Annotated in this window: 23 protein-coding genes; 18 read left to right on the plus strand and 5 right to left on the minus strand. The window is 60.1% G+C overall.

What is annotated here, in order from left to right; genetic code table 11:
• The first annotated feature begins 326 nt into the window (after positions 1-326).
• From AC1PMG_RS10355 to AC1PMG_RS10385, 7 genes are all read left to right on the plus strand, one after another.
• Complete coding sequence (locus AC1PMG_RS10355; protein WP_481111552.1) at positions 327-1,805, plus strand: patatin-like phospholipase family protein; 1,479 nt, start codon at positions 327-329, stop codon at positions 1,803-1,805.
• Positions 1,806-1,814: 9 nt separating this feature from the next.
• Complete coding sequence (locus AC1PMG_RS10360; RefSeq protein ID WP_481111553.1) at positions 1,815-2,372, plus strand: hypothetical protein; 558 nt, start codon at positions 1,815-1,817, stop codon at positions 2,370-2,372.
• 745 nt (positions 2,373-3,117) lie between these two features.
• On the plus strand, positions 3,118-4,515 hold the full coding sequence (locus tag AC1PMG_RS10365) for a hypothetical protein (protein WP_481111554.1): 1,398 nt from the start codon (positions 3,118-3,120) through the stop codon (positions 4,513-4,515).
• A gap of 461 nt (positions 4,516-4,976) precedes the next feature.
• Positions 4,977-6,923, plus strand: coding sequence for an ATP-dependent nuclease (locus AC1PMG_RS10370; RefSeq protein WP_481111555.1), 1,947 nt, complete (start codon positions 4,977-4,979; stop codon positions 6,921-6,923).
• Complete coding sequence (locus AC1PMG_RS10375) at positions 6,920-8,605, plus strand: UvrD-helicase domain-containing protein (protein WP_481111556.1); 1,686 nt, start codon at positions 6,920-6,922, stop codon at positions 8,603-8,605. The genes AC1PMG_RS10370 and AC1PMG_RS10375 overlap by 4 nt, the downstream gene beginning before the upstream one ends.
• A gap of 12 nt (positions 8,606-8,617) precedes the next feature.
• Complete coding sequence (locus AC1PMG_RS10380) at positions 8,618-11,917, plus strand: NERD domain-containing protein (protein ID WP_481111557.1); 3,300 nt, start codon at positions 8,618-8,620, stop codon at positions 11,915-11,917.
• Between the two features lie 108 nt (positions 11,918-12,025).
• Positions 12,026-12,793, plus strand: a complete 768-nt coding sequence (locus AC1PMG_RS10385) for a hypothetical protein (RefSeq protein WP_481111558.1) — start codon at positions 12,026-12,028, stop codon at positions 12,791-12,793.
• A 33-nt stretch (positions 12,794-12,826) separates the two neighbouring features.
• On the opposite strand, the gene AC1PMG_RS10390 is transcribed toward AC1PMG_RS10385, so the two are convergent.
• Genes AC1PMG_RS10390 through AC1PMG_RS10405 form a run of 4 tightly spaced genes read right to left on the minus strand, consistent with a single transcriptional unit; the run spans position 12,827 to position 18,462 of the window.
• On the minus strand, positions 12,827-13,936 hold the full coding sequence (locus AC1PMG_RS10390; protein WP_303430113.1) for a hypothetical protein: 1,110 nt from the start codon (positions 13,934-13,936) through the stop codon (positions 12,827-12,829).
• 7 nt (positions 13,937-13,943) lie between these two features.
• Positions 13,944-15,644 carry a hypothetical protein gene (locus AC1PMG_RS10395; RefSeq protein WP_228316205.1) on the minus strand — a complete coding sequence of 567 codons (1,701 nt, stop codon included), beginning with the start codon at positions 15,642-15,644 and terminating at the stop codon, positions 13,944-13,946.
• Complete coding sequence (locus AC1PMG_RS10400; RefSeq protein WP_481111559.1) at positions 15,641-17,347, minus strand: hypothetical protein; 1,707 nt, start codon at positions 17,345-17,347, stop codon at positions 15,641-15,643. The genes AC1PMG_RS10395 and AC1PMG_RS10400 overlap by 4 nt, the downstream gene beginning before the upstream one ends.
• A gap of 35 nt (positions 17,348-17,382) precedes the next feature.
• On the minus strand, positions 17,383-18,462 hold the full coding sequence (locus tag AC1PMG_RS10405; protein ID WP_481111560.1) for a site-specific integrase: 1,080 nt from the start codon (positions 18,460-18,462) through the stop codon (positions 17,383-17,385).
• Between the two features lie 104 nt (positions 18,463-18,566).
• On the opposite strand from AC1PMG_RS10405, the gene AC1PMG_RS10410 reads away from it, so the two are divergent.
• Complete coding sequence (locus tag AC1PMG_RS10410; protein WP_481111561.1) at positions 18,567-19,466, plus strand: DNA-binding protein; 900 nt, start codon at positions 18,567-18,569, stop codon at positions 19,464-19,466.
• Between the two features lie 155 nt (positions 19,467-19,621).
• Here AC1PMG_RS10410 and AC1PMG_RS10415 read toward each other — a convergent pair whose 3' ends face one another.
• Positions 19,622-20,014: a DUF3693 domain-containing protein gene (locus AC1PMG_RS10415; protein WP_481111562.1), complete on the minus strand. Its 393-nt coding sequence runs from the start codon at positions 20,012-20,014 to the stop codon at positions 19,622-19,624.
• Positions 20,015-20,142: 128 nt separating this feature from the next.
• On the opposite strand from AC1PMG_RS10415, the gene AC1PMG_RS10420 reads away from it, so the two are divergent.
• The 10 genes from AC1PMG_RS10420 (at position 20,143) to AC1PMG_RS10465 (ending at position 25,636) form a co-directional block, all read left to right on the plus strand.
• The gene (locus tag AC1PMG_RS10420; RefSeq protein ID WP_481111563.1) at positions 20,143-20,331 is read left to right on the plus strand and encodes a hypothetical protein; all 189 of its coding nucleotides are present in this window, start codon (positions 20,143-20,145) and stop codon (positions 20,329-20,331) included.
• Positions 20,331-20,519 (plus strand): hypothetical protein, encoded by a 189-nt coding sequence (locus AC1PMG_RS10425; protein ID WP_481111564.1) that lies wholly within the window; start codon positions 20,331-20,333, stop codon positions 20,517-20,519. The genes AC1PMG_RS10420 and AC1PMG_RS10425 overlap by 1 nt, the downstream gene beginning before the upstream one ends.
• On the plus strand, positions 20,512-20,700 hold the full coding sequence (locus tag AC1PMG_RS10430) for a hypothetical protein (protein ID WP_481111565.1): 189 nt from the start codon (positions 20,512-20,514) through the stop codon (positions 20,698-20,700). The genes AC1PMG_RS10425 and AC1PMG_RS10430 overlap by 8 nt, the downstream gene beginning before the upstream one ends.
• A complete protein-coding gene (locus AC1PMG_RS10435) occupies positions 20,697-21,776 on the plus strand; it encodes a replication initiation factor domain-containing protein (RefSeq protein ID WP_481111566.1) in 1,080 nt (359 codons plus the stop codon). Before AC1PMG_RS10430 ends, AC1PMG_RS10435 begins: the two co-directional genes overlap by 4 nt.
• On the plus strand, positions 21,764-22,078 hold the full coding sequence (locus tag AC1PMG_RS10440) for a single-stranded DNA-binding protein (RefSeq protein ID WP_481111567.1): 315 nt from the start codon (positions 21,764-21,766) through the stop codon (positions 22,076-22,078). The genes AC1PMG_RS10435 and AC1PMG_RS10440 overlap by 13 nt, the downstream gene beginning before the upstream one ends.
• Before the next feature lie 4 nt (positions 22,079-22,082).
• Entirely contained in the window at positions 22,083-22,286 is a 204-nt protein-coding gene (locus AC1PMG_RS10445; RefSeq protein WP_481111568.1) for a hypothetical protein, read from the plus strand.
• Entirely contained in the window at positions 22,283-22,525 is a 243-nt protein-coding gene (locus AC1PMG_RS10450) for a hypothetical protein (RefSeq protein ID WP_481111569.1), read from the plus strand. Before AC1PMG_RS10445 ends, AC1PMG_RS10450 begins: the two co-directional genes overlap by 4 nt.
• 119 nt (positions 22,526-22,644) lie before the next feature.
• Entirely contained in the window at positions 22,645-24,138 is a 1,494-nt protein-coding gene (locus AC1PMG_RS10455) for an A coat protein (protein WP_481111570.1), read from the plus strand.
• Positions 24,138-24,455, plus strand: coding sequence for a DUF2523 family protein (locus tag AC1PMG_RS10460; protein WP_481111571.1), 318 nt, complete (start codon positions 24,138-24,140; stop codon positions 24,453-24,455). Before AC1PMG_RS10455 ends, AC1PMG_RS10460 begins: the two co-directional genes overlap by 1 nt.
• A complete protein-coding gene (locus AC1PMG_RS10465; RefSeq protein WP_481111572.1) occupies positions 24,452-25,636 on the plus strand; it encodes a zonular occludens toxin domain-containing protein in 1,185 nt (394 codons plus the stop codon). Before AC1PMG_RS10460 ends, AC1PMG_RS10465 begins: the two co-directional genes overlap by 4 nt.
• Positions 25,637-25,678: the final 42 nt, after the last annotated feature.

Here is a 25,678-nt window from a genome sequence, read left to right on the forward strand (position 1 = left end):
ATCGGGGGTAGGCGGCAGCTTCCGACCCGAAGCAGACATTGCCCTGATAGCTGAGGTTAGCTCCGCGGCGTGGTCCGGCTTACTCGCCAGGCTAGCAGCATGGAGAGATGCAGGCGGTCCATCGAGTGATCCTTCTTAAACTAAAGCAATCGGACTTTGGGCGAGCTGGTGTCCGAAGGAAAGGGCGGTTGGTGCGTAGGCGCTCTCGAGTGATTCTGGCTAGCTGGTGGGTTACGCTCCGTAGACGTGGGGGGTAAAGCCACGGGCAAGAGGGGCGCGAGGGGGGCCTTGCGCTCGCATCGGATGTGGAGCCATCAATGAGGAATATGTTCCTGCGCCTGCCGGCGCTTGCACTGCTGTGCTCGGTTGCAGCCTGCCAACACATCTCGCCGGCGACGGGCCACAAAGACGAGCCCTTCCGGCTGACCGACGATGAGCGGGCACTCATGACTAAGCGCTTGAATGGCGCTGAACGGCCGCGCCTCGCACTTGCGATGTCTGGCGGGGGCATTCGCTCTAGTCTTTACAATTTCGGCGTCATGAAGGCGCTTTATGACGATGGGGTGCTAGACGATGTTGACCTCATCTCCTCGGTGTCGGGAGGTAGCTACCTGACGTACTGGCTATACAGTGAACAAATCAAGAACCCGTCTCGTCCACTTGGCGAATCGATCTTCGCCGACGAGCACTTTGCGGCGCGGCTATGCGAGTTTACGGGGTCTGGCAACTTCGTCACGCTATCTAAAATGATCGGTAGCCTGGTCGTTACACCGGTTTACTGGGATGCCGGTAGAAACCTGTATGAGCGGCAGATGCGATGGGTGTTTGGCGGTTCTGACTCCAAAGCCAACCCGCTTCACCTGAGAGATCTGCAGTCCCTCATTTCAAGAGATGGCCAGCCCTATCTAATTATGAATGCGACGACGTTCGGCGTTCGCTTCAACGATGAGCCGTGGACACGCCGCGTGTTTGAGATGACGCCGCTGCACTACGGAAGCCTCAGCGAGCGAACATCGTGGAACGGGACCACCAATGAACCGTTTCAGCTTATTCAAGCAGCGCTGTCATCTGGAGCGGCCATCCGGCCCTTGAAGCGCCGCTTCATCCACCCCTTACCCTCGGATGAGAGAGGCTATACATATCTGTGGGATGGCGGGAGGTCCGAAAATCTTGGTGCCGCCTCCGCTCTTCGGCGCGGACCGGATGCTCTCATTGTTGTGGATGCCCAACTCGATCCGAAGAAGGATCCTTTCGAGGCATATCACATCCTTCGCGACCGGATGGACGATCTCGGCATGTCAGTCCAGGTCGATGGAGTCACCGGTACGAAACGTGCCGGTGTATATACGGGCACGGCTACGCGAGGGGAGTCCAGGACCGCAGTCGTCTACATAAAGATGGAACGGCCCGCCCGAATCCTAGAAAAGCTTTCTTATACCGAACAGACCGGGGGTCCGGCGTTTGCCGCAGAGCTGAGAGAATGGGAGCAGGCATATCAGGCGTTTGACGTAATTCGCGGCGACTATGTTGGCGGAGAGTGGCAGTGCGATTCGTCTCTGGGGCCACGCCCAAGTGCCGATGATCTGATGTACTTCAACCTCGCCGCTTACATTGGCTGGTCGGACGGCAGCGGTCTCTACCGCCAGATTTTGAAGAGGGACATCCCGATTGTCGGTCCACACGATTTTCCGCGAACTACAACGCTCGATCAAAGCATGTACCTCAACCAGTCCCTCGCGTATATCGCACTCGGCTACCTGACAGCGAAGGGGCAGGTGGCATCCCACTTGTCGAGCGGGCACTAAGTTTTGCTCATGGAAAGCCAATCGATATTTCTAGACCTTGAGCCGATGACCGCGGGTACGTACTCGCCAAATCGCGCCTTCATTCGCCTGACAAAGGCATGCGTCTACTGGCAGCCGGGCTGGTCGGGGAGGCCCGAGGACTTCGCAGTATTTCTCCACGAGTACGCCCACTATCTCCATAACTTTTCGACGGGCGCTGGTGTCAACTACTTTCTCTACGAGTTGGAAACGGTCCAGCTATTTCTCATGACCGTGGGTCCAGACGGGACGAGCAAGGGCATCTCCGCACTGGAACCGCGCTGGCAGGAACACTACCGACTTCTCCAGCAGCTACGCGGGCGTCTTCGCGGTGACTTCCATTTGCCTCCACTCGCGAGGCAGATGCATCGTCGCAGCCCTCAAATTCAGTATGTGGGGCACGACGCGCGTGAAGAGACGTTTAGGTTCCCCGAGCAGTCGCCAACGGTTGTCGGCGGCGTGACCCTGACGCTCAAAGCAGGCATCGGGTGTCCCCGCAGAGTCTATTACACCTTCGGAGGGTTAATCCTCGTCCCGCTCAGCCGATAACCGTCTTGCCCTGTCCCACGATTCAGGGCGATCTGGCGAAGCTGACGCTCCAGGTCGCACCTTAGCCCCATCCGTCGTCAAGCATATCGAGCAAGCTATGAGACTTGCGCCAGCTCCAATTATCGTTGGCATGGTGCTGTCTGCATGCAGCACTGCCAGCGCCGCACGCTGCACGCTGCACGCTGCACGCTATCGACCCTAATTATCGAAGCAAACAAAGAAGGTCACACTCCATTACGGATCGTTTCCGAGCTCACCAATGGAGTAGCCGACTTCTTCGAGGGCGCCCCTTACAGCTTTACAGAAGCTGCCGTGGTGTACGTCGACGCTCACGGAGCCCGTCTGGGCCAGTCAACATCAAGCAACACGGTAGATATCGGATTTAAAGGCGCGGGCAGTTGCTTTGGCGAGCGAGTACTCCTCGACTTCAGCCACTCAGTTCTGGTGAGAACGCAGAGCGTTCCCATGGCAATGACTGAGACCCCGTCATTCCCCCCAGACCTAGACTACTACAGGACTACGCTAGTTCTCGATGGCAGGGCGGGCTCCGAGCCGGAGCAGCGGACCATGAACGGATGGACCTATACCTTCCGCGCCAATAGCGCTGACCACAGTATGTCGGCTGCACTAGCGCCGCCATCATCATCTTCCGCAAGTGATAGCGAACTGGCTTCCGCTGCCGCGGGACGCCCATAATGAGCCACGGCCACAGCCACGACGGCCAGTCCAAAGTAAGGAAATTCCTATGTCAGAACAAGCCGCTGCAAGCTACAAACCAGACATGCAAGTGATGACGCTGAGCGAGCATCTGCCAGCCTTTTCAGACCCTAACAACCCAACGGGCTTCACGACTCCAGATCAGGTCGCGATCGTTACACACGAATGGGTTCATTACCTCCACAATCTGTCTACCGTGGTAGGCATGACGACTGTTTGCACGTATGCCAACATTTGGAACAGCTTCCGCTGGACTTTTGAAGAAGATGGCTGGAGCCACTGTCAGAATGAGGCTGTGTCGTCCATAGTCCAAGACATCGAACGCCAGTTTGACTATTTGAGCGTGCTACGGAGTGCCAACCCTAGCACCCTGCCGAATGCTGCGGAGTCCTGCTACACACGAGCGATAGACCACGAGCTCGTGAAGTCGGAAGCCTCGCCGAGCTATCAAATCGACCTCATTAAATTGACACTTGAGTATCGTCGACACGCGCAAGCGGAAATTGAACTGCACAACGCCGTTATCGGAGCTCATGAGATTTTTGAGTACGCGGCCTTTGCACTTGAAGAGAGAGCTTCGCTCAAGCTCAAGACCCTCTCTCGGCCCGCCAAGCTCATCCCCTACCTGCTCGTCGCAAAGCTTGCGGACCTGGTAGCACCAAGCCTGGACAGAGATCTGGTGTTGAAGGCATCTCTTGCTTCCCTGCAGCATCCATCTCCTGCTACCAAGTTGCTAGAGATCCTCCGCCGCGTCGAACGGGCAAGCCAGGACGGAGCCGATGCGGAGAGAGAGGTCACCATGGCAGCGGCGGAGCTGATTGAGGAAATGAAGCTCCCGACAGAGCTGTCATTGCAGCAGACAGAGGCTCTCTTCCCGAATTCAGAGGCTATGGGAAACTCAGTCAAGCACACTACCGCAAATATTCGGCAGCTCTTGGAGCGCCGTCGCCAGAATCCATTCTTTGAAATCGACGCTATCCAAGAGTTCGATGAGGTTGAGACTTCGTTCGCGAAGCTCATCCTTGACTTTGGCGGCCCGCTCTTCATACAGCGCAGACAGGGCGATCCTGATCAAGTTGGTGTCGATCTGATGTACAACTTTTTCGGAAACGATCCTGATAGCCATGCGATCTCCGAGGGTTGGCTTTGGTCTCATGCAGCCTACAGGTTCATTGGTGCCCACATTAATGAGAGAAGGCTGCAGTCCACGCATGATGCACACAAGATCAAATGCCCGTTCTACACCACGTGCGTTTGCACCTTCCGTCAATCCAGCCCTGAGAAGTGCGCTTCACGACCTTGGCTTTCCGTGCTTGATGGTCAAGGTACCTGTGACTTCGCGCACGCGGTGCACATCACGCGCCCACCCGCCAGTGATCTGTCGCTTCGTACCAACCTCGAACCAGGCATGCCACACTCACCCTAGTCTTTTTCCGGGGAGGCGGGGCTTTCCCGCCTCCTGGTGCGACAAGTCGCGGGCGGCACTAGTAGCAGGGCTCAGTAACGTTGCGAGTCCGCTTCTGGCCGGAAGTGGACATGGGCAGGGCAGGGGATTAGGGAGATTTATCGGGGGTAGGGGAGCGCAACTTTGAGACCGGTTGCTACCGCTATTGTCGCGATAATGACAAGCATCTGCTGTGCAGTCATGGCCGCCGATAACTCATTTCTTGGGCGGCAAGTCAAGTCGTATCGCAGCCATGGAGTGCTCACCCAGCTGCAGTCTTCGAGATGAAGGGGCTCTCGCTCACCGCCGAGCCAGCCGGGCGACAATCGCCTTCCGGTCGCTGACATATGGTCGGAGCATTGCACTGCGGCTTTGTTAAACTAACATGGATGCCCGGGCGGGCGTGTGCCTGTTGCGTGGCAAATCCCACAAAGGGAGGCTAAATGAAGCTCGTTCGCCTTCGCCTATACAACTTTCGCTCTTTCGGTCCCGAACCCACAGTAGTCGAGCTTACTGACATGACTTTCTTGCTCGGGCCTAACGGTGCCGGCAAGACTGCTGTGCTCCAAGCTCTCGCCCGCATGTTCGGGCTCGATCCCGCGCAGCGTAGGATTAAGCGATCCGACTTTCACGTCCCGGCAAGCGAAGCGCCAGAGGACGCCCCTGAGCAGCGAACCCTCTGGGTCGAGGCGGACTTCGAGTTTCCTGAGCTGGAACAGGACGAGGCCGATGGGGCCGCACTTCCGGCGGTGCCTGGCAACTTCGCGCACATGCAACTTGTGGCAGCCGAAGGTCCGGCACAAGTTCGCTTCCGGCTGAAGGCAACCATCGATCAGGACGACGACATCGAAGAGAGTTTGACGTTCGTCATCCGCGAAGGCAACGACGGAAATCCAACGGAAGAGAGCCGCGTATCGAAGCAGGACCGTAGCGCCATTCAGGTCCACTACTTGCCAGCACGACGCGACCCTGCCGACCACATCTCCTACTCTGCCAACGCACTACTCGGGCGAGCACTGCGGTCGGCGGACTGGAGCGCTGAGCGCGAGGAAATCAGCACCCTGACGGAACAGATTGGCGATGAACTTCGGGACAACGCGGCCATCGGCGGGATCGCTACCGCGCTCACCAGTCAATGGGTCGGCCTGCACAAGGGAAGCCACTACACAAATCCGTCGGTCTCGTTCGGGCGGAACGAGATCGAGAACCTTCTGCGACATCTGAGCATCGGGTTCACGCCCGGCCATGGCGAGAACATCGTGGACTTCACCCGGCTCAGTGACGGTCAGCAGTCCTTGCTCTACGTTTCTCTGGTGCTCGCCATGCACGACATCGGCAGCAAGGTCCTGAGCGGCGAGCTGACCGAAGCGTTTGATATCGACAAACTGCGCCCCGCAGTTTTCACGCTCATTGCCATCGAAGAGCCAGAAAACAGCTTGTCGCCCCACTATCTCGGCCGCGTCGTCAGGACGTTGACGACTTTCGCCGAGGGGCAAGACAGCCAGGCGTTGGTAGCGACGCATGCGCCGTCGCTCTTACGTCGGGTGCCGCCCGAGTCGGTCCGATACCTGCGCCTGAACGAGGAGCGGAGCACCGTCGTCAAGAGCATCGAACTCCCGACGGATGAGACAGCACAGAAGTTTGTCCGCGAAGGCGTTCAGGCCTTCCCGGAGCTTTACTTTTCCCGCATGGTCATCCTGGGTGAAGGTGACAGCGAGCAGATCGTGCTCCCCCGATTGCTGGAGGACCGGGGCATCCTCGCCGACGACGCATCCATTTCAGTCGTGCCCCTTGGCGGACGGCACGTCAATCACTTTTGGCGGCTGCTGAACGGCCTTGGCATCCCGCATGTCACGCTACTGGACCTAGATGTCGCGCGCTACCAGGGCGGATGGGGCCGCATCAAGTACGCCGCCAATCAGCTTCTGAGCTATGCCGACATCGACGGCAATGACCTGACGCAGGATGAGATCGACGACATCCCGAAGTGGAACTCCGATGACGGGATCATGCTTGACGATCTAGGCTGGATCGCCCGACTTGAGGCGCTCGGGGTCTACTTCTCGACGCCGCTCGATCTCGATTTCATGATGATGACGCACTACCCGGCTGCTTACCGCGTAAAGGACGACGACCTGGAGGAGCCCGACGAAGAGACGGTCAAGGCTGTGCTTGGCAAGAGCCATGATGTGCTTGACGGGCAGTACTCTGACGAGCAGCAGAGCTACTTCGATGCTTACCATCGAAGGTTCAAGCTCGACAGCAAGCCCACGTCGCACATTCGTGCGATGGCGAACCTCGATAACGAGAAGCTCATCGAGCAAATACCCGATGCTCTCGACCGCATGTTCGATGCGGTTGAAGAAAAGGTCGCGGAACTTCCCGAATGATCACGTCCGAACGATGGGCACCGGCTGACGGCCTTTCCCTTGAACCGAACGCGCTAGCGGCGGCCAAGGAGATCGACCGCAACTTGGCGCTCACCGCCGGTCCAGGCGCTGGCAAGACGGAGATGCTGGCGCAGCGTGCCGACTTCCTGCTGCGCTCCGGAGCGTGCCGCTATCCCAAGCGCATCTTGGCGATTTCGTTCAAGGTCGATGCCAGCCAGAACCTCAAGGCCCGGGTCCGCAAACGTTGCGGTCCGGAGCTTGCGGCGCGCTTCGATAGCCATACGTTTCACGCTTTCGCAAAGCGCATCATCGACCGGTTCAGACCGGTACTGACCGGTAAGGACGCGCTTGATCCGGACTACAGTGTCGGTCCTCATCGCGTCCAGCGGCGATCTATCACCTTCAATGACATGGTGCCGCTGGCGGTGCAGATCGTGGAGACAAGTCAGATCGCGCGCAACGCGATCCGTCACACCTACAGCCATGTGTTCCTTGACGAGTTTCAGGACTGCACGGATGCGCAGTACGAACTCATCAAGGCTTGCTTTCAGGGTACGGTTGTCCGGCTTACAGCGGTCGGCGACACGAAGCAACGCATCATGGGATGGGCCGGGGCACTTGAAGGTATCTTTGAAAGCTACGCGGAAGACTTCAACGCACACCCGCTTAACCTCTATCAGAACTTCCGGTCAAAGCCGAGGTTGCGCCGCATGCAGAACGCCATGGTACGCGTCATGGACCCGCCCGCTGCACTTGACGACGATGACTTTCCGGGCGATGAAGGAGAGATTGAGGTCCTTCGGTTCGACAACGATGATGACGAAGCGGAGGCGCTCGCGGATTTAGTGCGCGGCTGGATCGACGGTGAATGCCTTAATCCTTCCGAGATCGCCGTGCTGGTCAGCAAGCAGCAGAACCTCTATTGCCAGAAGCTGCGTGCCGCGTTGGATGCCAGAGGCGTTCCGATCCGCGACGAGGACGCAATGCAGAATCTGGCATCGGAGCCGGTTGCGAACCTGATCATTGATTTTCTTCTCGTCGCAACAGGGCAGCGGCAGCCAGGCCCCTTTCAGCGTCTCCTCGATCTTGTGGTGTTCGGGCGAGGGTTCGATCAGGAGAACGAGTATCGCGCGCGATCCCGATGGGATCGCTTCAGTGCGAGTGTCAAACAGCGGCTTGCCGCGGGGGAAGCCGACCTTGCAGACATCGACGATCTGCGAACCATCATCGGCGAGCTACTCGACATCGTAGGACGCGATGCGGTAGTCGGGCTTTCGTCCGAGTACGCGCAGGGGGATTATCTGCAACAGCAGATTGACGCGACGACTGATCGGGCACATACGCTGTTGTCCGAAGGCGGGGACCCGTCGGCAGCCCTCGCCTTGTTCTCAGGCGATCGAGCCGTAAAAGTCATGTCGATCCACAAGAGCAAGGGCCTAGAGTTCGATACAGTTGTGATGTTCGGTGTTGAGACTCAGACCTTCTGGGGCGATCAGGATGCCGAGCGCTCTGCCTACTTCGTTGGCATCTCGCGCGCAAAGCGTCGCTTGTATCTGACGGTTTGCGAGGAAAGAGAACCGCCTGAGGGAGCTAAGCGCTGGAATGTGGTCCGGACGGAGCATGAAGAGTTCGTCGGATACGTGAATCCCTATGTCGCCCACCATACCACCGGTCTCAGCTGAGGCGAGATGGGAATGACGGGCGCCGCTACGATCGAACTTTATGTCGGCACGGCCATAGAGCACGCATCGGAGCGAGAAGTGCTGGCCGCGCTCATCGAGCACATGTCGATTGCCGGCTGCTGGGCAGCCATCTTCGCTAACATCCACATCGGCGGCCGCCAGATTGATTTTCTGGTCGCCACCGACTCTCTGACGCTAGTTGTCGAAGCAAAGCAATTCTCGCGTCGTATCCGCGGCAAGGTCAATGGACTCTGGCAGATGCACGTGTCGGGGAGCGCCTGGAAGAATGTCGGGAACCCTTACCTTCAAGCCTTGGACGCAACGCACGCACTGAAGGATCACCTCCGGGCCTCTCACGGCGAAAATCTCGGCTATCCGGCTACGTGTGTCGTCATCGCTCCGAAGGTGCCCGTGGGATCCGATGTGCCACCCTCCGACTTCAAGGTCTCCATCATCGGGACGGAAGGCCTTGCAACTGTCGTCGCCAAGACCTCCCGTCTGCTTCTGTCCAGAGAAAAGTGGGCGGCCTTTGCACGGGAGCTTCGGCTCCAGCGTGTCCAGACGATGAGTGCAGCTTGCGATCCGAAGCTGCTGGAGCAGGAGGTGCTGGTCACCGCTTACAGGTCGGAGTTTCTCCGGACCTATGCCCCCGACATTGGTTCGCTGAAACCTGATTCCTATGGGGTCGGGGACGAAGAGTTCGATGCCAGCGGTGTGGCGGATTGCGTTGCGCAGGAAGGTGAAGACCTGCTGATCGTGGTGCCATCAGGCTGCGGAAAGACCTTGCTGACCAAGAAGATCGCCATCCACTCCTTGGAGCAGGGCCATGTTCCGATACTCCTGCAGGCGAAGTACTTTGCCGGGAAACTAGGCGAGAGCATCGAGCGGGAAGCGGTCATGCTCGGCGCGCCTTCGGCGACCAGCCTGATCAGGGCGGCGAGGGCGACCGGCAGTCCGCTCGTCCTGGTGTTGGACGGGTACAACGAATGCCCGGCAGCAGAACAGCTTGCCCTCACGCGGAGCTTGGCGGCTGCTGTCCGGCGTTTCGGTGCCCGGCTCGTGGTCAGCGCACAGGCTGACCTTGCGCGACCGGATCTCATTGAGGCGAGGCACGTAGTAGTAAGAGAACCTAGCAAGGCCCTGAAGGCAGCGATCGCAGGGTCAAGTGCCGCGGATCGATTCGACTATCTTTTGGAGTCAGTATCGAGCGGGCTTGAGGCAGATTTGGTCGGTCGAGTCGGCACGACATTGGCTGACGGATCGAGCCGATTTGCGCTGTTCGACGCTTATGCGAGGCAAAAGCTGGGAGATGACGCATCCGATGGGATCCGATTCCTCGCTGCCGTCGCAGCACAGCTCATCGACCGAATGTCGTTCAGCCTATCAATCAGGGATTTCGATCGCCTAGCGGCCGCCGAACGCATCCCGGGCGACCTACTTGGAAGGATTGTCGCCGCTGGCCTCGTGGTGAGGCGGTCGGACAAGGTCAGTTTCCGCCATGAGTTGATCTTCGCGGCGTTCGCCGCCGAGTCTGTAGTTCGACGGACCAATCATGATGTCGAGGACGTGCTTCGGGCACTGGGCGCGCCCAAGTATCGAAATGCCCGTTCTTTGATCCTGGGCGCCTACGATGACGATGGATTCGTCGTGAAGGTGCTCGCGGAAACGACCGATGCGGATCTCCTGCGGGCTGCATCCGACGGAGAGTGCGGGCTGGCTGCGCGCCACTGGACCGTCGCCCGATGCGAGCAGGTACTTGAGAGACTGACCTCGGAAGCCGCAGCACTCGGGTTCTCGCTGCAGGGAGGCATCTGGAACGGGGCCGGTGTATCCGAAGACAGCGCCAGCGAATGGACGCCCGCGGAACACGCGCTCATGGCGACAATCTCCTATGGCGTGTGGCGAGGATCGTATCTTGATCAGGTCCTGCATGCCGTAGGCGTAATGGATCAATCGCTGATCCGGGGTTTCCAGGTGCTGAAGGACGAGGCAAGAGAGAAGAAGATTGCGCTCCGCAGCGGCTTGTTTGCGGATGCCTATGTCGTGTCAGGAAAGGCCGGGATTTCCCACCTGCTGATGTGCATCTTCAACAGCGATCGCGTGTTCCGGGCTAGCGAAAGCGAAGTCGCGGGCAAGCTCAGGACCAAATGGGAACAGCCTCGCACACCCGGCCAGACTTACCTGCTGCTGTCATTGGTCAGATTCGCGGAGGACAAGGAGTTCGTAGTTCCGTACATCCTGCCCTTGCTCGGCGAGCAGTGGAAGTATCAACCCTACCACTTGCAGCTTGCACTTCTGAATTTCGTGCACTTTGCGCGTCTGTCTGACGAGGAGCTGCGGCAGCAGCTAATAGGCGCATTGGACGCTTTGGTTCCAAACGTGGGTCCCGTACTGTCCGGCATGGTGATCGAAGCCCTTGAGCACATGGGTGCACTGGAGGAAGAGGTCAGCCGGCATGTCGATACCGTCAGGACGGATCTGCAGCAGCTTCTGTCAGGCTCTATAGACGCCGACAAATGCGGCGGCGCCTGGAGAGCTTATGTCTGCCAGTTTGACCACCCGTATTCGGCAGCCTATTGCGAGGTCATGCAAGAGCTGAGTCCGGATGACAGGAAGCGTCTTTTGGCGATGGCCTGCCGAGGCGCGGACTACGCAGGGATGTTCGTTGCACCGTTGATCCAGGAGCTCGTAAAGCATAGCGATCGTTCCGTTGCTCCGGCGATTCAGCGATGGCTAGAGCTGCCCGCAGTTGAGAGTTTCATACCGCAAGATTCTGTCTCCGTGTTTGTGTGGGCCCACGTCGCCCTGGGCATGCTCGGAGTTCCGCTACCCGCCCGCGATGTGCATGAAGACTCTCCCGCGAAGGCTGCCTTGATTGCCTTCGGGGAGTTGTACTACTGGATTCACCGACGGGACTTCGAAGCGGAGCATCTCGATCAGGCTTGCGCGCCGGCACTGGGTGTTTTGCTCAGGCCAGATCAGTTCGGGGCGGCGTCGGCCTTGCATATGTTGACCAGGTCGATGATGCACGAAGATGGCGTTCGAGAGTCGGTCATCCGGGAATTTCCCGGCGCGATGGCAAGCATCTGCCGGAACGCATTGCGGCTGCCCGACCATCAGGTCGGCTACTTTCCGCATTTCGTGCATGACAAGCTTGACGCGCTGCGATTCTGGATCGATCTGATAGGGAGTCTCGGTGACATGGGCGATCTACCGCTCTTGCGAAGCCTAAGTGAGGATATGGATATCGGGGAATCGGCGATCAAGGCGATCCGGCGTCTTGAAGTACGATCAGGCAGTATCGGCGGCTAGGAGGGCACTGGCAGCTGTGCGAAAATCAGTGCAAAGATAGTTGTGTTCCTAAACATACATCGGCTTCGTTTATGGTCGATGCAATGCAAAACCAAACGGTGCGAGACGATGTCGATCAAACGAGTGCTAATTCCGGATACGACTTTCGACGGCGATGCAATCCGCACAGCATTTCAATGCCTTCTTGGCGTCATGGCCGAGGATCCGAGCATCAAGCGATGTCTGCTGTACATCCCAACCAAAGGAAACATCCAATCCACCACGCTTGAGCAGGCGCTGGGTGCAAAGACCTTGAAGCTGCTCAGTGACGGTAATGAGCTGCGTATCGGCGAGGGCGCTGTCAGGCTGGAGACAATCAGGACCTTCAAACCCTATTCGCCGGGAGACGCCGTGGTTGTTGTCTATGCCGATCAGAAAATGATGGATGCCGTTGACTCGAATCGGTCATTGAAGGCCGTTATTTGCGTACCTCATCTTCCCGATGCGGTGGATAGCTGGAAACGCACATGGAATCCGATCTCGCCTGGAGGCAAGCAGGAGGAAGCACGGCTCATCAGCAATCCGATCGTCGAGGCGGCGCTGGCTTCTCTGACCGGACGAATCAATCTAAGCCACCGAGCAATCCATTCTTCAGATACCGGGGTGGTGAAGGACGCTTTTCGCATCCTGCGTGCGCATCGACAAACGGAAGACCCCGCGAACATTCGGGCTTGGTGCATCAAGCAAGGCTGGCATGCCGACACTGCCGATATAGCGATGAAATATGCCGCCAAGGCCTTTGCCCTGCGTTCCAAGCCGAGCATACTTGGAACCAATTGGGCATCCGACATCTACCAGCATTGGGAGAAGAAGGCTGCGATCGGAACTACCATGTAATCCCAAAGGATGACGCGTTGCAAGCTTCGCTTTTTACTCGGCGCGAAGTAGAGCAAGCGCGGCCGGAATCGCGGCGGCGACCTTGCAGTCGTATTGGCGGTCAAGCGCCAAGTGATTCGCGGTCACCATTGACATCAGCCGGCGTTCGGTCAGGAAAAGATCGCAGTACGCCAAGGCCGAGCACGCATGCCGGAAGTCCTCAAAATCGTTCGGCCTGAGCTGTTGGGTCTTGTTCCAGCGAACGCTCGCGTGCAGGCAGGTATTGATGTGCAGGCTGGGGAGAACCGACTTGTGCTTTTCATGGCCCAGCGCCGTCGACAGCATCTTAGTCCAGATGCGAACCGCCTCCGCTTCCGCGGTATTGCCTGCCGCGGACGGCGATCTCCCTGTGACGAGTTTCTGCACGTCGCGAGTGATCTCCACGGCCATTGATGCATAGACCTCGGCCGCGCCGTGCGCCTCAATGGCGTAGGTTTGCTGAAAACTGCAAAGCTCGCCGGCATGCTTCGCATTACCCACGTTGAGCTGCTCCGCCAGGCGGGGGTGCCGGTCTGGGGGCATCTGTTTGCCGCCGAGCGTGTCGACCATTTGCGACAGTGACAACGACCACATGTGGTCGAAGAATGCCTTCTGGATCGCAAGCTCGGTGCTGGGGTCGAAGGTGGTCTCAAACGGGTGCATCACTCCCAGGACGTAGCTGAGTCTGGTCCATGGCAGGCGCTGCGGCTCTGGGGCCCCGAGATCTCGGCATTGACCATAGATGAAGGCACGCAACTCCATGGCGACGCGCTGCTCGAACGGGATCAAGGTGACGCCCAGGCTCAATTCATCGATTATTTTTGCCGTCGCGATGCGGGTTAGGTCGTCGCTTTGCTTGAGCATTTCGGCAAAGGTGCTTTCGCTGAGCGGGCAGAAGGCCTTGCCTACTGCGACGAGTCCGCGCAGGACGCCGAGCAGTTCGATTTCCGGATCGGTCCTGCGCACGCCGGCAACGACGTCTCGCAGGATGATCCAGTACTTGGTGTCCAAGTAGATGATACGGCGGGGCCGCAGCTCCTCGGCCAAGGCGGCATGGCAGCTTCGTACGTGGGTCTCGAGCGTCACGTCTGGCGAAGCGAGATGCCATTGCAGTGTGGACATCATGCCTCGCTCACTCCGCGGCAAGCGGGGCGACGATACGCCGCCAGAACTGGGGCGGGACGGGCAGCCGGTAGTGGTGGCAGGCGGCGAGCATAATCGGCCAATAGCCGGTCGCGATCGCCGAAAGCTTGTCAAAGGCGCGCTCCTGCTTGAATGCGGCGTCGAGGGTGTCGATCTGCTCCTGGCCGTTGGCCGTCAGGGGAAGGTCACACAGAGCGATCCCGTGATCGTCGCTGCCGGCGTAAAGGCCGGCTTCGCTCGATTCGTCTGGGATCCAAAGCTGGAGCGTGCAGTGCTGCAGCTCTTTGTCCTTGAGGTCGATCAGCTGTGCCAGACATTCCCCGTCGTTGAAATAGGAAAGATAGGCGGCCATGAGCGGAATCAATGTCGAACCTGCCGTCGCGTCCTTGCGGTATTCGTCAGTCCGATAGCGCGGATGCGCGATGAGGTCGCGGTATTCGGAGAACACGCACGGATACCGGCCGTGGGTGCGCAGCGTCAGTGCCAGCCTCTGGGTCATTCCTCGCAGCCACGCATGGGCATCGTGCAGGTTGCCGTCGGCGGCACTGACCAGGAGCAGGAACAGTGCGACTTCGATGGACTGCTCATCTTGAAGGGGCAGGAACAGCGCCGGATTGTTGTTGACCAGTTGGAAGCCGGCGTCCGCCAATGCCCTGGTCTGGGCCTGCAGCCTGGCCCTGCGCTCGACATCCGGGTCCCGTTGGCTGATCCAATGGATCCACAAGCCGGCCATCGCAATCCGGCCGAGGAGGTCGAACAGCTTGAGGTTGACATCAGCGGAGGTGCCGCCGCGGATCGCCATCGAAATGCCGTGGGGCACGCCGGCGTGCGGCAGGATCTTGTGATACAGGAATTCCTCGGTGATCGCGAGATGGAGCTGGATGGCGTCGCCCAGGATGGCGGTGATCGCCTTGCCGGTCGCATTGCGGGTCTTGCCGACATACGGGCGCAGCAGGTCCCACAGGCGGAGCAGGGCAAACTCGCTGGTGCGGTACGGCGCCTCGACGTTGTCGACGTCGCGCGCCCACACAAACAGTACCCACTGTGCGATGTAGATCTGGCGGGCGGTCCGAACACGCTCCTTGTCGTTCATGGCGGACAGGCATAGCTCGTGGACGAGCCGCGAAAAATGCGCGAACGCGATCTCGGGATCGTCCACCATCGCGACCGCTTTCTGGAAATGGCGGCGCAGCGCCTTGGGCATGATCTCTTCGCGCAGCACGCCTTGCATCAGCAGGCCGGCGAGCTTGTCCCCGTTCCATTCGGCGAACGAGACCTTATCGGTGCTGTATCGCCGGGCGTAGCCCTCGACGTCGCTGCGTACCTGCTCCTGCATGTCGCCGCCGAAAACCATGCAGACAACGATCTTCAGGTCCTGGTAGCGCTTGGGCACGCGGTGCTGGACGTAGTTGTCCAGGATAGTGTCGAGCGACGCACGAAGCGATTGCGGGGTGCCGTCGTTCCAAGACTCCCGGGTGAGGTCTCCGCGCTTCACTGTAAACAGGAACAGCTTGCGCTCGCCATCCTCGTCCACGCCGACGGCTGCAATGTCGACGCCGGCCTGCGCCGTGCCGCGCTGCGGTCGGGAATAGACGGTGTAGCCCAGTTCGCTGAGCAGGTCCGGCAGGATCGCATCGAGCTCTTCGCGTTCGCGCAGGGACGCCAGGTAGCTCCGGAAGATCAGCTTCATGCGGGCTTCTCGACCATGCACACGCGACGCAGGTAGTCCAGCCCGACGGGATCGAGCTTCTCCAGGTGCGGAAGTTCGATATAGGCGCTGTGCTTCTGAAGATCCATGGCGAATGCGCGCTTCTGGCCGCCGGGGTCAGCGAGGTAGGTGAGCGTGCGCTTTCCGTGCAGGATGGTCGAGTGGTGCACGAGCTTGCGGAAGATGGACTTTTTCTCCACCTCCTTGTGTGACTCCCGCATCTGGTCGTGCGAGCGCTGATGCGCGGTGTCCAGCTGCCGTTCGGAAGGATGCAGTTCCTTGATGGAACCGATGGCGTCGATGGCCGAGTAGAAGTCGCCGAATCTGGCCAGCACATTCTGGACGGTTCCGTAGGCTGCGTCTGTCGAAGGCAGGCTCGCCAGATAGTCCCGGGCGCCGCCGCCGTAGCTCAGCAGGATGGGGTCGAACAGGATCTGTCCGACTTGCGCCCTGAAGTCCTCGTCCGCGGCACGGATCACCGAGACCAGGATCGAGCAGCAGGTCACGGGATGGAAGAACAGGAAACCGATCGCCTTGCGGCACAGAAACAGTTGCTGGTCCGAGCTCAGGCCCAGCGACTGTGCGCTGGTATTGAAGACGCGCTCCTTGCCGGCCCTCACGAACTGGCTGGTGCTGCTGGCCAATGCGATGCTGCCCGACAGCAGCCATCTCGCGACCAGCTCATACACCCGCTGCGGGTTGTCGGTGTTCAGCTTGTGCGCGGTCGAATGGAACTGCTCGATGGTCAGCGTTCCCTCGCGCAGCGTTTCTGTCAGGAAGTCCAGCGCCTGCGACTCGTTGGGCGTGCCGACCATGCGCTGCAACCCGCTGTCCACCAAGCGAACAGTGCCCAGTTGCTCCGCATCGACGGCTCGCAAGGCGTTCAGCGCCATCCCGACCGTCTCGATATCCAGCGATGAATCCGGTTGGAACAGGAGCCGCGCGAGTCCATACAAGACCTGTGGCCCCGGACCCTGCACGGCGGATTGGACCAGTCGCCGCGCCAGTGCGTTGTCCTGAAGCGGTTGCAGGATGCCAAACGCCGCGGACAGCGCGTTCGCTCGGACCGCATCGACGTTGCCGCTGGCCACGAACGGCTCTACGGCGGCGACCGCCTGCCTGGCGCTGTCGCCATCCGCAAAAGACATCTGGCCCAGGGCCGACAGGCCGTAAAGCCGGCGGTTGTCGTCGTACTCCCTGACGAACTCGGTGGCCGTTTCGATGTCGTTTGCACCCTGCAGGGCAAAAGTGACGAACTGCATGGCCAGGTCGTCCCCCGCCTTGGCGTTCCGGATGACGCCGGCAGCGTCCTCCAGATTGCGTTTGCACCATTGCCGAAAGGCACCGTTCGGCATGTGAGCGACACCGTCGTTCCCCGCGCGTTCGATCAGGGTGCGGCAGCAGGCCATCAACGCGGTGGCATTTGTGCGGAGCCGGGGGATGGCATCGCAATAGAATTGCTGCGCCGTGAAGAACGAGTGCGTGTCGATGGCGTCGAACGCCGGCTGGCCCGGGATGGCGACGAGATTGATGTCGCCGTTATTGTGCAGAGCGATGCAGCGGTGCAGGAACGTGTCGCTCCCATCCTTGGCGGGGAGATGGTATTGCGCGAGCTCGGCTACGAGGCTGCCGGCTTTGTAGAGCTGGATGATCTGCTCTGCTGACGGAATCGGTGAAACGGCCACGGCGTCCCCTGTCAATGACACGTGCCCAAAATATCCTACTTGAGCAATCGCGCGGCAGGATTCTCCTCGACGGCGCCTGCTTGGAAGTACCCAATCACGCTCGCCACGGAACGGTGTTCGGTCATGGCCATTACCGCAGGTAGCGGCACACCTTGCTTACCGGCCTCGGTGACAAATCCCGACCGCAGGCTGTGCGCCCCGAAGTCCCCCTCCAGCCCTGCCAAACGGGCACGACGCTTCACGATCAAGGCAACTGAGCCGGGGAGGAGGGGAGGGCCGACTCGATCTTTCCAGATCCGCCGAAAGATCGCCCCTTCACGGATCTGCGCGGTTTCGAGCCAGGCAGCCAAGGCCTCAGCACTACGGCCCAGAATCGGCTTGTCCGGGGTCGAGTCCGCCGTTACGCCCGCTTGCTGGGTCTTCGAATACTCCAGCCGATAGATATAGCCGTCTTCGCTGACCATGCGCAGGTCGCGCATATCCGCGGCCGCGATCTCGCTGCGCCGGCGCCCGCCGCTGGCGAAGCCGAAGCAGAGCAGGGCACGGTCGCGCACGCCTTCCAGGCTGTCATCGCAGGTGGCCAGCATAGCCTCAAGCTCGGCCCGGGTGATCGCAGTTTTCTTGGCCGGGCGCTCACCGCGCTTAACGGCAGCACGTCGAGCCCGGCTCAGGAGCGTACGGACACTGGGCAGCTCGCAGGGGTTGGCCAGGCGCTTGAGACTGTGCGCGGAGGACAGCACAGCCACGCGCTGGACCACGGTCGACAGCTTCAGCGGCCCAACCTTGGCTTTGAGGCCGGCAGCGACTAGGGCCTGATCGATCGCCGGCGGCAGCTCGCTGACCAGGCCAGTCTTGTTCTTGCGCTGGATGTGGTCGACCAGGAACTGGATCACCACAGCCTCGCTCGCCGGCAAGGCCAGCTCGACGCCATAGCGAGCCTGGTGCCAGCCGGCCCAGTAGCGCAGGGCCGTGGCATAGCTACGGGTAGTGTTGGCCGCGGCCGCTTCGGCGAGCAGTTCACGCACCGCGTCGGCGGCCTGCTGGGCCAACTGCTCGGGCAACACCAGGTGCGTGGCCGTCGCCGGCAGGATGGGCAATGTGCTATTTCGCTTCATACTATGTAATGCATGTTATGAAATATGGTGTGTACTAGCGATAATCATCACTTATCGCCAGTACGTCAACTGCGGGGCAGGGCGCAAATCCGGGAGGCACTTCAATGGCCAGAGGCATCACAGAATCAGATGTTCACGCTGCCGCCGACGCGCTTGTCGCGCTTGGCGAACGTCCCACCGTGGAACGCATTCGTGCTCATCTTGGCACTGGCTCGCCGAACACCGTGGTTCGCTGGCTGGAAACCTGGTGGGGAAGATTGGGTGAGCGGCTGACCGCGCAGCAGGTCAGACTTGAGCTACCCAATGCCCCTGCGGAGCTGGCAACCTTAGCCTCACAATGGTGGGAGCACGCGCTGGCAGCAGCACAACGCCACGCTGACGCCCAGCTGGCTCAACAGCGTGCCAACCTCGTCGCGCTAGAAGATGACTGGGGCAATCGGGAGGCCGCTTGGCAAGCGCAGATTCACCAGCATACCGCTGCTGCCGACCAAGCTCGGCAGTCGCTGGTTGTCGCCGAACAGCGGCTGGCCGATCTCCAGCGCTTGTGCGATCAACAGCTTACTCAGATTGCCGACCTGACCACGCAGCGCGAGGACTTGCGTGACCGCTGCACCCATATGGAACAAGAGCTTAGTGCGCTACAGGGCCGTTACAGCGAGCGCGAGGCAGTGATCACCATCGAGCGCAATCGCCAGGCCGACCACCTGCGTGCAGTTGAGGATAGGGCGCACATAGAGATTGATCGGGCACGTCAGGAAGCTCAGGCACTTCTAAAACAGCTTACGAGTGCACAACGAGAGCGTCAGACCTTTGAGCAGCACGCTCGCCAGCAAGAAGACAATACCCGTCAGGCATTGGCTGAGGCGCTACGAGAAGCTGCCGTCGAGCGAGCTCGAGCCGACACCCTGGCAGCAGAGTTACAACGTACCGTCTCAGAGCGGCCCACGTCACGCCAGAAGTCGGCCAAACCGGCGGCCCGTACGCCGCGCCGCGCCGCACGTTAGACAACAAAATCCAAGCAGATTGGCGGACAGTCAGGCTATTCAGGTCAGTCCAAATAATTCGTTTCCAGTCCATCCAATTGATAGATAGTCCAGTCAATTGGTGTGGCTCGAGAGACAACTGCCGACAGAGAAGCAGCTGCTTGAGCCTGGCGTTTTTACATAATATACATTTTATCCGCACCGGAGCCGTTCAAGCCATTGATTTCAATGGTCTTTTTCTGATTCGTCGCCGGCACTGTGCCGATTGTCAGCACCACCAGCGCGACGACCGCGGCCGCCGCGCTTAGCCTGTCCAGTACCGACCTCCACAGGGCTTTTTCCGCTGGGCTGGCCGCTCGTTCGGCGTGTATCCGGGCCATCCACTCTCCGCCATCGAGCCTGGCCATCGCGCAGATCTGCGCAATTCGTTCATCCGGCATCGGGTTTCGACCCGCCCGCCAACTGCTTATCACCGCCCTGGTGATCCCAAGCCGCTGAGCTAAAGCATTGTCAGACGGGAGATTTGCCCTCTCTCGGCCTTTGTCAAGTAGTTCGTTGACGCTTGGCATGTTTCAGATTCCGTTGACAGAACGTATGCGGACCAATATACATGGCCCGTGTTTGCGGAATCGCATACACCCCGCCCCCCGGCACCCCCCGGGGGCCACGGGTCAGGGTAGGGGACTGGGGAAATATTGTGATTAATCACGAATATCAGGTGCAGCAGCGCGATGGTCGCCGCTGGGTCGTCCTTGAGGCGCACCCGGATCGTTTCACCGCCTATGAGCGCAAGTTCGAGCACGTCGCCGATGAGGTGATCCGCGGCCGCATGTTCGCCATAGCGGTGCGTGACTTCCGCGTTCGCAAGGCGGGGGATGTTTCGTGATGAGTCACGATATGTACGTTTCTGCCGGCGCCGCCGTTCTCGGTCTTCTGGCCGGCCTGCTGATCCTCCGCGGCATCATTGCGCTGCTGCGCTGGGATGATCGTCGGTTCGCTCAGCAGCTTGATGCCGACTTCCGCGCGCACGTCATGGTCGAGGAAGCGAAGCGCGAGGTATCTCGCCGTGCGTGAGTCCAAAGCTCCCGCGCCGCGCGTGCAGCGCATCCTCGTACCGGTTGCTCCGCACCGGCCTGACCTGTTGGAACTCTCTGCCGTCGTCATCCACGTCGACGGCCAGGCCGTCACCCTGGGCGACTATTGGGTGGCTGTTCGCATGCAGGCTGCTGCTGCGCGCTTGGAGCGTGGCGCATGACCGCGCTTCACGAATTTTCACCGGTCGAACCGGTGAAAAATGCACATGACCTTGGCCCGGGGAGTAACACGGGCCAAAAAGGTCAACCGGTACCCGTTCGGCAGCACGCGGTGACGGTGGACTTTTTGACCGTTGTCTTCAATCGCGACCGCCTTGAGGCGGCGCGTAAGCTCAATCTGCGCTACCTGTTGCAGTGGATCTTCGGCCTGGATCCGCGTGACGTGTTTATGGGGCAGATTCATGCGAAGCGTTGGCAGTTCTATCGCTCCAGCGCGCCCATCATCGACGCCAATGGCGAGTTGGTCGGTCGTTTCGGCTGCGAGGGCAACGGCGACACCATGTGCGTCAGTCTCTCCGGCGCTGCCTGTCGGTATATCCGCAACTGGCGGCACGTCGAAGTCAATTTGCAGCTTGTGGGCGCGCGTATCACGCGCTGCGACATCGCATATGACGACTACGACGGCGTGCTTGGCACCGTGCGCGATCATGAGGCGCTTGCTCGCGCCAACATGTCCGATACCGGCGGCTGCCTCCTGTTCGGTTCTGGGCCTGGTGCGCCTCCGAAGACGCGTTTCATGGATGACCACGGCAATGGCGATGGCTGCACGCTCTACGTCGGCGGCAAGGGCCACAAGCAGCTCTGCATCTACGAAAAGGGCAAGCAGCTAGGCGTCTGCGAATCGCCCTGGGTGCGCTACGAAGCGCGCTTGTATGGCAAGCACGCCGAGCTGCCGCTCGACATGCTCACGCACCCTATGCGCTACCTGCGCGGCTCCTACGCGTACATGGATCGACTCCTTGCCCGGGTAGGGCAGGGTGTCGCCACCGCGGTCAAGATCGCCAAGCGCACCGTAGAGGCGACTGCTGAGGCCATGGTGCGCTGGGCGCACCGCCAGGTCGGGCCAACCCTTCATTGCCTGCGCGAAGCGCTGGGCGACCAATTCGGCGACTTCGTCGTCAATCACCTGGCGCGGGAAGGGCTGCCCTCGCGTTTCAAGCGTGCCTGTAAGGCAGCCGATCTGCCCGCCTACGTGCGGGAAACCTTAGTCAAGAGGGAAATCCCATGTCCATTGTGAGGGTCAAAGATGACCGCATCATCGAGCGCCGTGTCGTCATCAAGGGTGTGCCGCAAATCTTCCGCGAGCAGCGTGCTTGCGTCCTCCTCGGTGGCGGCTACGAAACCACGTTCAACGTCGGCCTCGGCGATGGCCCCTGCTATCAGGTGGGCGATTACGTCATCCATCCGGACAGCTACGGCAGCGGCCAATACGGCGACGTGACGCTCAAGCGCATCAAGCTCTGGCCGCTCGCTGTCGCGCTGAAGGAAACCGGCGCGACCGTTCCGCAAGTCGTCGGCACCCCGGTGAAGGCGGCGTAATCCCATGGCGCGCGTCCTGACCTGCATTGATCCGGTGCCGGCTCAGGACGGCACCTGTGCGCAAACCACCTGGCTGGATCAGTCCAGTTGGGTGGACATGCTCCCTACGGTGGAACAGGCCAACACCGTAGGGCCGGCAGTTGTAGTTGGCCTCATCAGCATCGCCGCACTGCGGCTCATCATCCCAAAGAAAGGAGACGACGAATGAACAAGAACCTGCGTGCTCTGCACACCTACCTCCGTACTCTCGGCACCAAGACCAACGCCGTGTTGTTCGGTTCCAGCGTGGCCCTGGCGTCCCCGGCCGCGTTCGCTGCCGATGGCATCGACACTGCCACGATCCTCGCCGCCATCACCGGCATGGTGGCGGCCGGCGTGATCATCTACACCGCGTTCGCTGTCGGGCGCTGGACGATGAAGGCCTTCGGCCTGATCGGCGGCAAGTGATCTGTTTAATCAACGAACAGGGGAGGGCGGGGTAACTCGCCCTTTTTCGTTATGACCGGTCTGATTCTTATCGTGTGGTATTTCGTGGCGGGTTACATAATGGCAGATGGGCTGCGCTAATGATGCGCCGCCTCCTCTGCGTTGTTGGTCTGTCGTCTCTCTTGGTGGTGGCGCCAGTTGCGCGTGCGGACGGTGATTGCTTTGGCGATACGTCCGAGGGCTACACGGTCATGTGTGGCGACCAGGGCGAGGCTGCGGCTGGCGGTTCCGCGGCTGCGAATAAGCTTAAGTCGGGTGGCGTCGGTGGTGTTGGGCCGAACAATATCCGTGTCGATGGGCCTACCGAGGTCAACACTTCGTCGCGCACGTTGGTCTACAAGCTGGTGTGGATTTCCCAGGGGCAGATGCTTGCCCGTATCGTGCGTGGCTGGCCTGAGGCCAAGTCGTGTGCTGATCGCAATTCAACCAAGCTCGCCGACGCGGGCTTGTGGTACTCCGAGCCGTCGTCATGCATTGGTGGATGTCAGGTGCAAGGCACCTCGTTCAGCGGCACTAGCGGTTCGGTGAAGGTCTACGGCATGAAGGATCGCAGTTATACCGGCGATGTGTGCGCCGCTCCTAAGCCATCCGATGACGTGTCGCAGGTGCAGGGAGAGGTTGAGGACGCGAATAAGAAAAAGGCGCCCGAGTGCACCGCGCTTGGCAACGGCCAGACTGGCTGCCAGAAGCCCAACGGTGATTACTGTGCAACGTCATCCACCGGCAAAACGTTCTGTTGGCAGCCGCAGGAAACAGGCAAAAAGACCGATGGTTCAGATGCTCAGGTGAAGTCGCCTAAGGGTGAACCTGTTACGCCGCCCAGCGTCACGATCAGCGACGACAAAGAGTGGCAGCGCAACGAAGGCCATCAGCAGACCGCGTGTGTCAACAACACATGCAATACGTATAACGTCACGAATTACAGCAGCGTCGGAAAGGACACTTCGAAGAACTCCACCGGCGACAACACGCCCGATGGTTCTGGCAACACGTCTGGCAATGGCGCTCCCGGCAAGGGTTCTGGCGAAGGCGATAAGGATGGCGACGGCGATAGTGCAGCAGATAGCGGCAACTGCACGACGCCGCCTGTGTGCGTGGGCGATACGCTCAAGTGTTTGCATCTGCGGTACACGTGGAAGATTCAGTGTAATACCGATGGCGGCGAGGTCACCAGCGGCACCAGTTGTTCGGATGGCGACGTACCCGTGTGTGCCGGCAAGAGTTGCAAAGCCGCTGAGTATGCGCAGGTGTTGCAGCAGTGGCGCCAACGCTGTGGTGCCGAGCATGAGCGAAACGCCGCGAAGGGTGACGCCGCTGCGGGCGCTGCTGACGCGGCTGGTGACGATGAGTCGGGCGAGGTGGCTAAGCTGTGGTCGCAGGACGGCAAGCCGTCTCCGACGTTCGATCAGGGCAAGGTAAGTATCGGAGGTGGCGATCTGTTGGGAGGTGAGGTCAAGATCATGGGCCAGACCTTTGCGCTCAATGCGCAGTTTTACAACGCGCTCGCCATCATCAAGAAAATCATCATCGCTTCCGCAATGATCGCGGGGCTGTGGATCGTCTGGAAGTCCTAATGGCCTGGTTCAACATCGATAACCAATTCCTCGGTGCGCTTGCTGGCGTCATCAATCGCCTGATAAAGCTGAAGCTCTCGCTATGGATTGCCAAGGCGTTGAGTGCGATCGGTTTGGGCTTCGCGGCGAAAAAGCTTGTCTATGATCCGTTGATCGATCAGGCCGTGAACGCGTGGCAGGCCGTGCCGGCGCTTGCTGCAAACTGGGTGCACGCGCTTGGCTTGGATACGGCAATTTCCATCGTGCTGAGCGCCTATGGCATCCAGGGCGTGCAGCGTGTGTTCCTCACCCGTCGCAATGAGGCTGTTGACAAATGATCGGTGATACCGCGTCTATCTCGTTGCTCACGGGGCTGCCAGGCTCCGGCAAGTCGCTTCGCATGACTCAGCGCATCGTGGAGTTGGTCGAGCAGGGTGCGCACGTGTACACGTGCAACATCAACGGAATCAGCGTGCCGGGCATCAGCCCGTGGGAGGACCCCACGAAGTGGCGTGATCTGCCTGCCGGTTCAGTGCTGTTCGTTGATGAGGCCCAGCAGTATTTCCGTGCCCGCCGCGGGGGCGAGCCGCCGGAGTACATCAGCGCGATGGAGACCATCCGCCACGCTGGTGTGCGGTTGGTGTTGGCCACGCAGCAGCCGAACTACCTCGACACGCACTTGCGGGGCCTGGTGGGCTTTCATGAGCACTTGCTGCGTCAGTCCGGCAAGGATGAGACTTTCATTTTCCGTAACCATCAGGTGATGGATGAGGTTCGACTCGGTCTGAAGCGCATCAAGGGTCTCTATGACCATGAGCGCTGGAAGCTTCCGCAGAAGTACTTCGCTTACTACAAAAGTGCCGAGTTGCACACGGTCAAATACCGTATGCCGGCGCTCTTGAAAAAGGTGCTCATCACCGGCCCTATCGCCGTGTTCATGATGGCCGGCGCGTTCGGTTGGCTGTTCTGGAAGGGCATCCATGGCAAGGCCGAGGCGGACGCCGCGCAGGCCAAGACGGCGCCTGTGGCGCCGACGGGCCGGCCGGCGTCCAGCGGCACCGCCACTGGGGACGGTTCCAGACCAGCCATCGCAACCGCCGAACAGTACGTCCAGGCGATTACGCCCATGGTGGAGGACGTGCCGTGGTCTGCGCCGGCATTCGTGACGCGAGCCGTTGTTAGCGATCCGCACGTGTACTGCATGAGCACAGAGAACAGTTGCCGCTGCGTGACTGAGCAGAACACCAAGGTGCAGACTGTTCGCGACGACGTGTGCCGAGACATTGCCCGCAATGGCGAGCCTTACAACCCGTTTAAGGCGCCGCCAGAGCGCTCGCAGCTGCAGCAAGTGGCGCAGAGCGGGCAGGGTAGTGGTGACAGGGGAGACGCGCGTTCCGCGCAGCCTGCGGGGCACCCCGGGTCTGTAATTTCTAAGCAGACGCGTTCGCTTGGCACGTTCCCGGAGTCCCCGTCGAAGATCACCGAAACATACACGCCGCCCACTACGCTCGACATGTAATTACGTGACGCGTCACTTATAACGAACGACCATTAGACATTC

The sequence above is a fragment of the Xanthomonas sp. NCPPB 2250 genome (assembly GCF_056725265.1).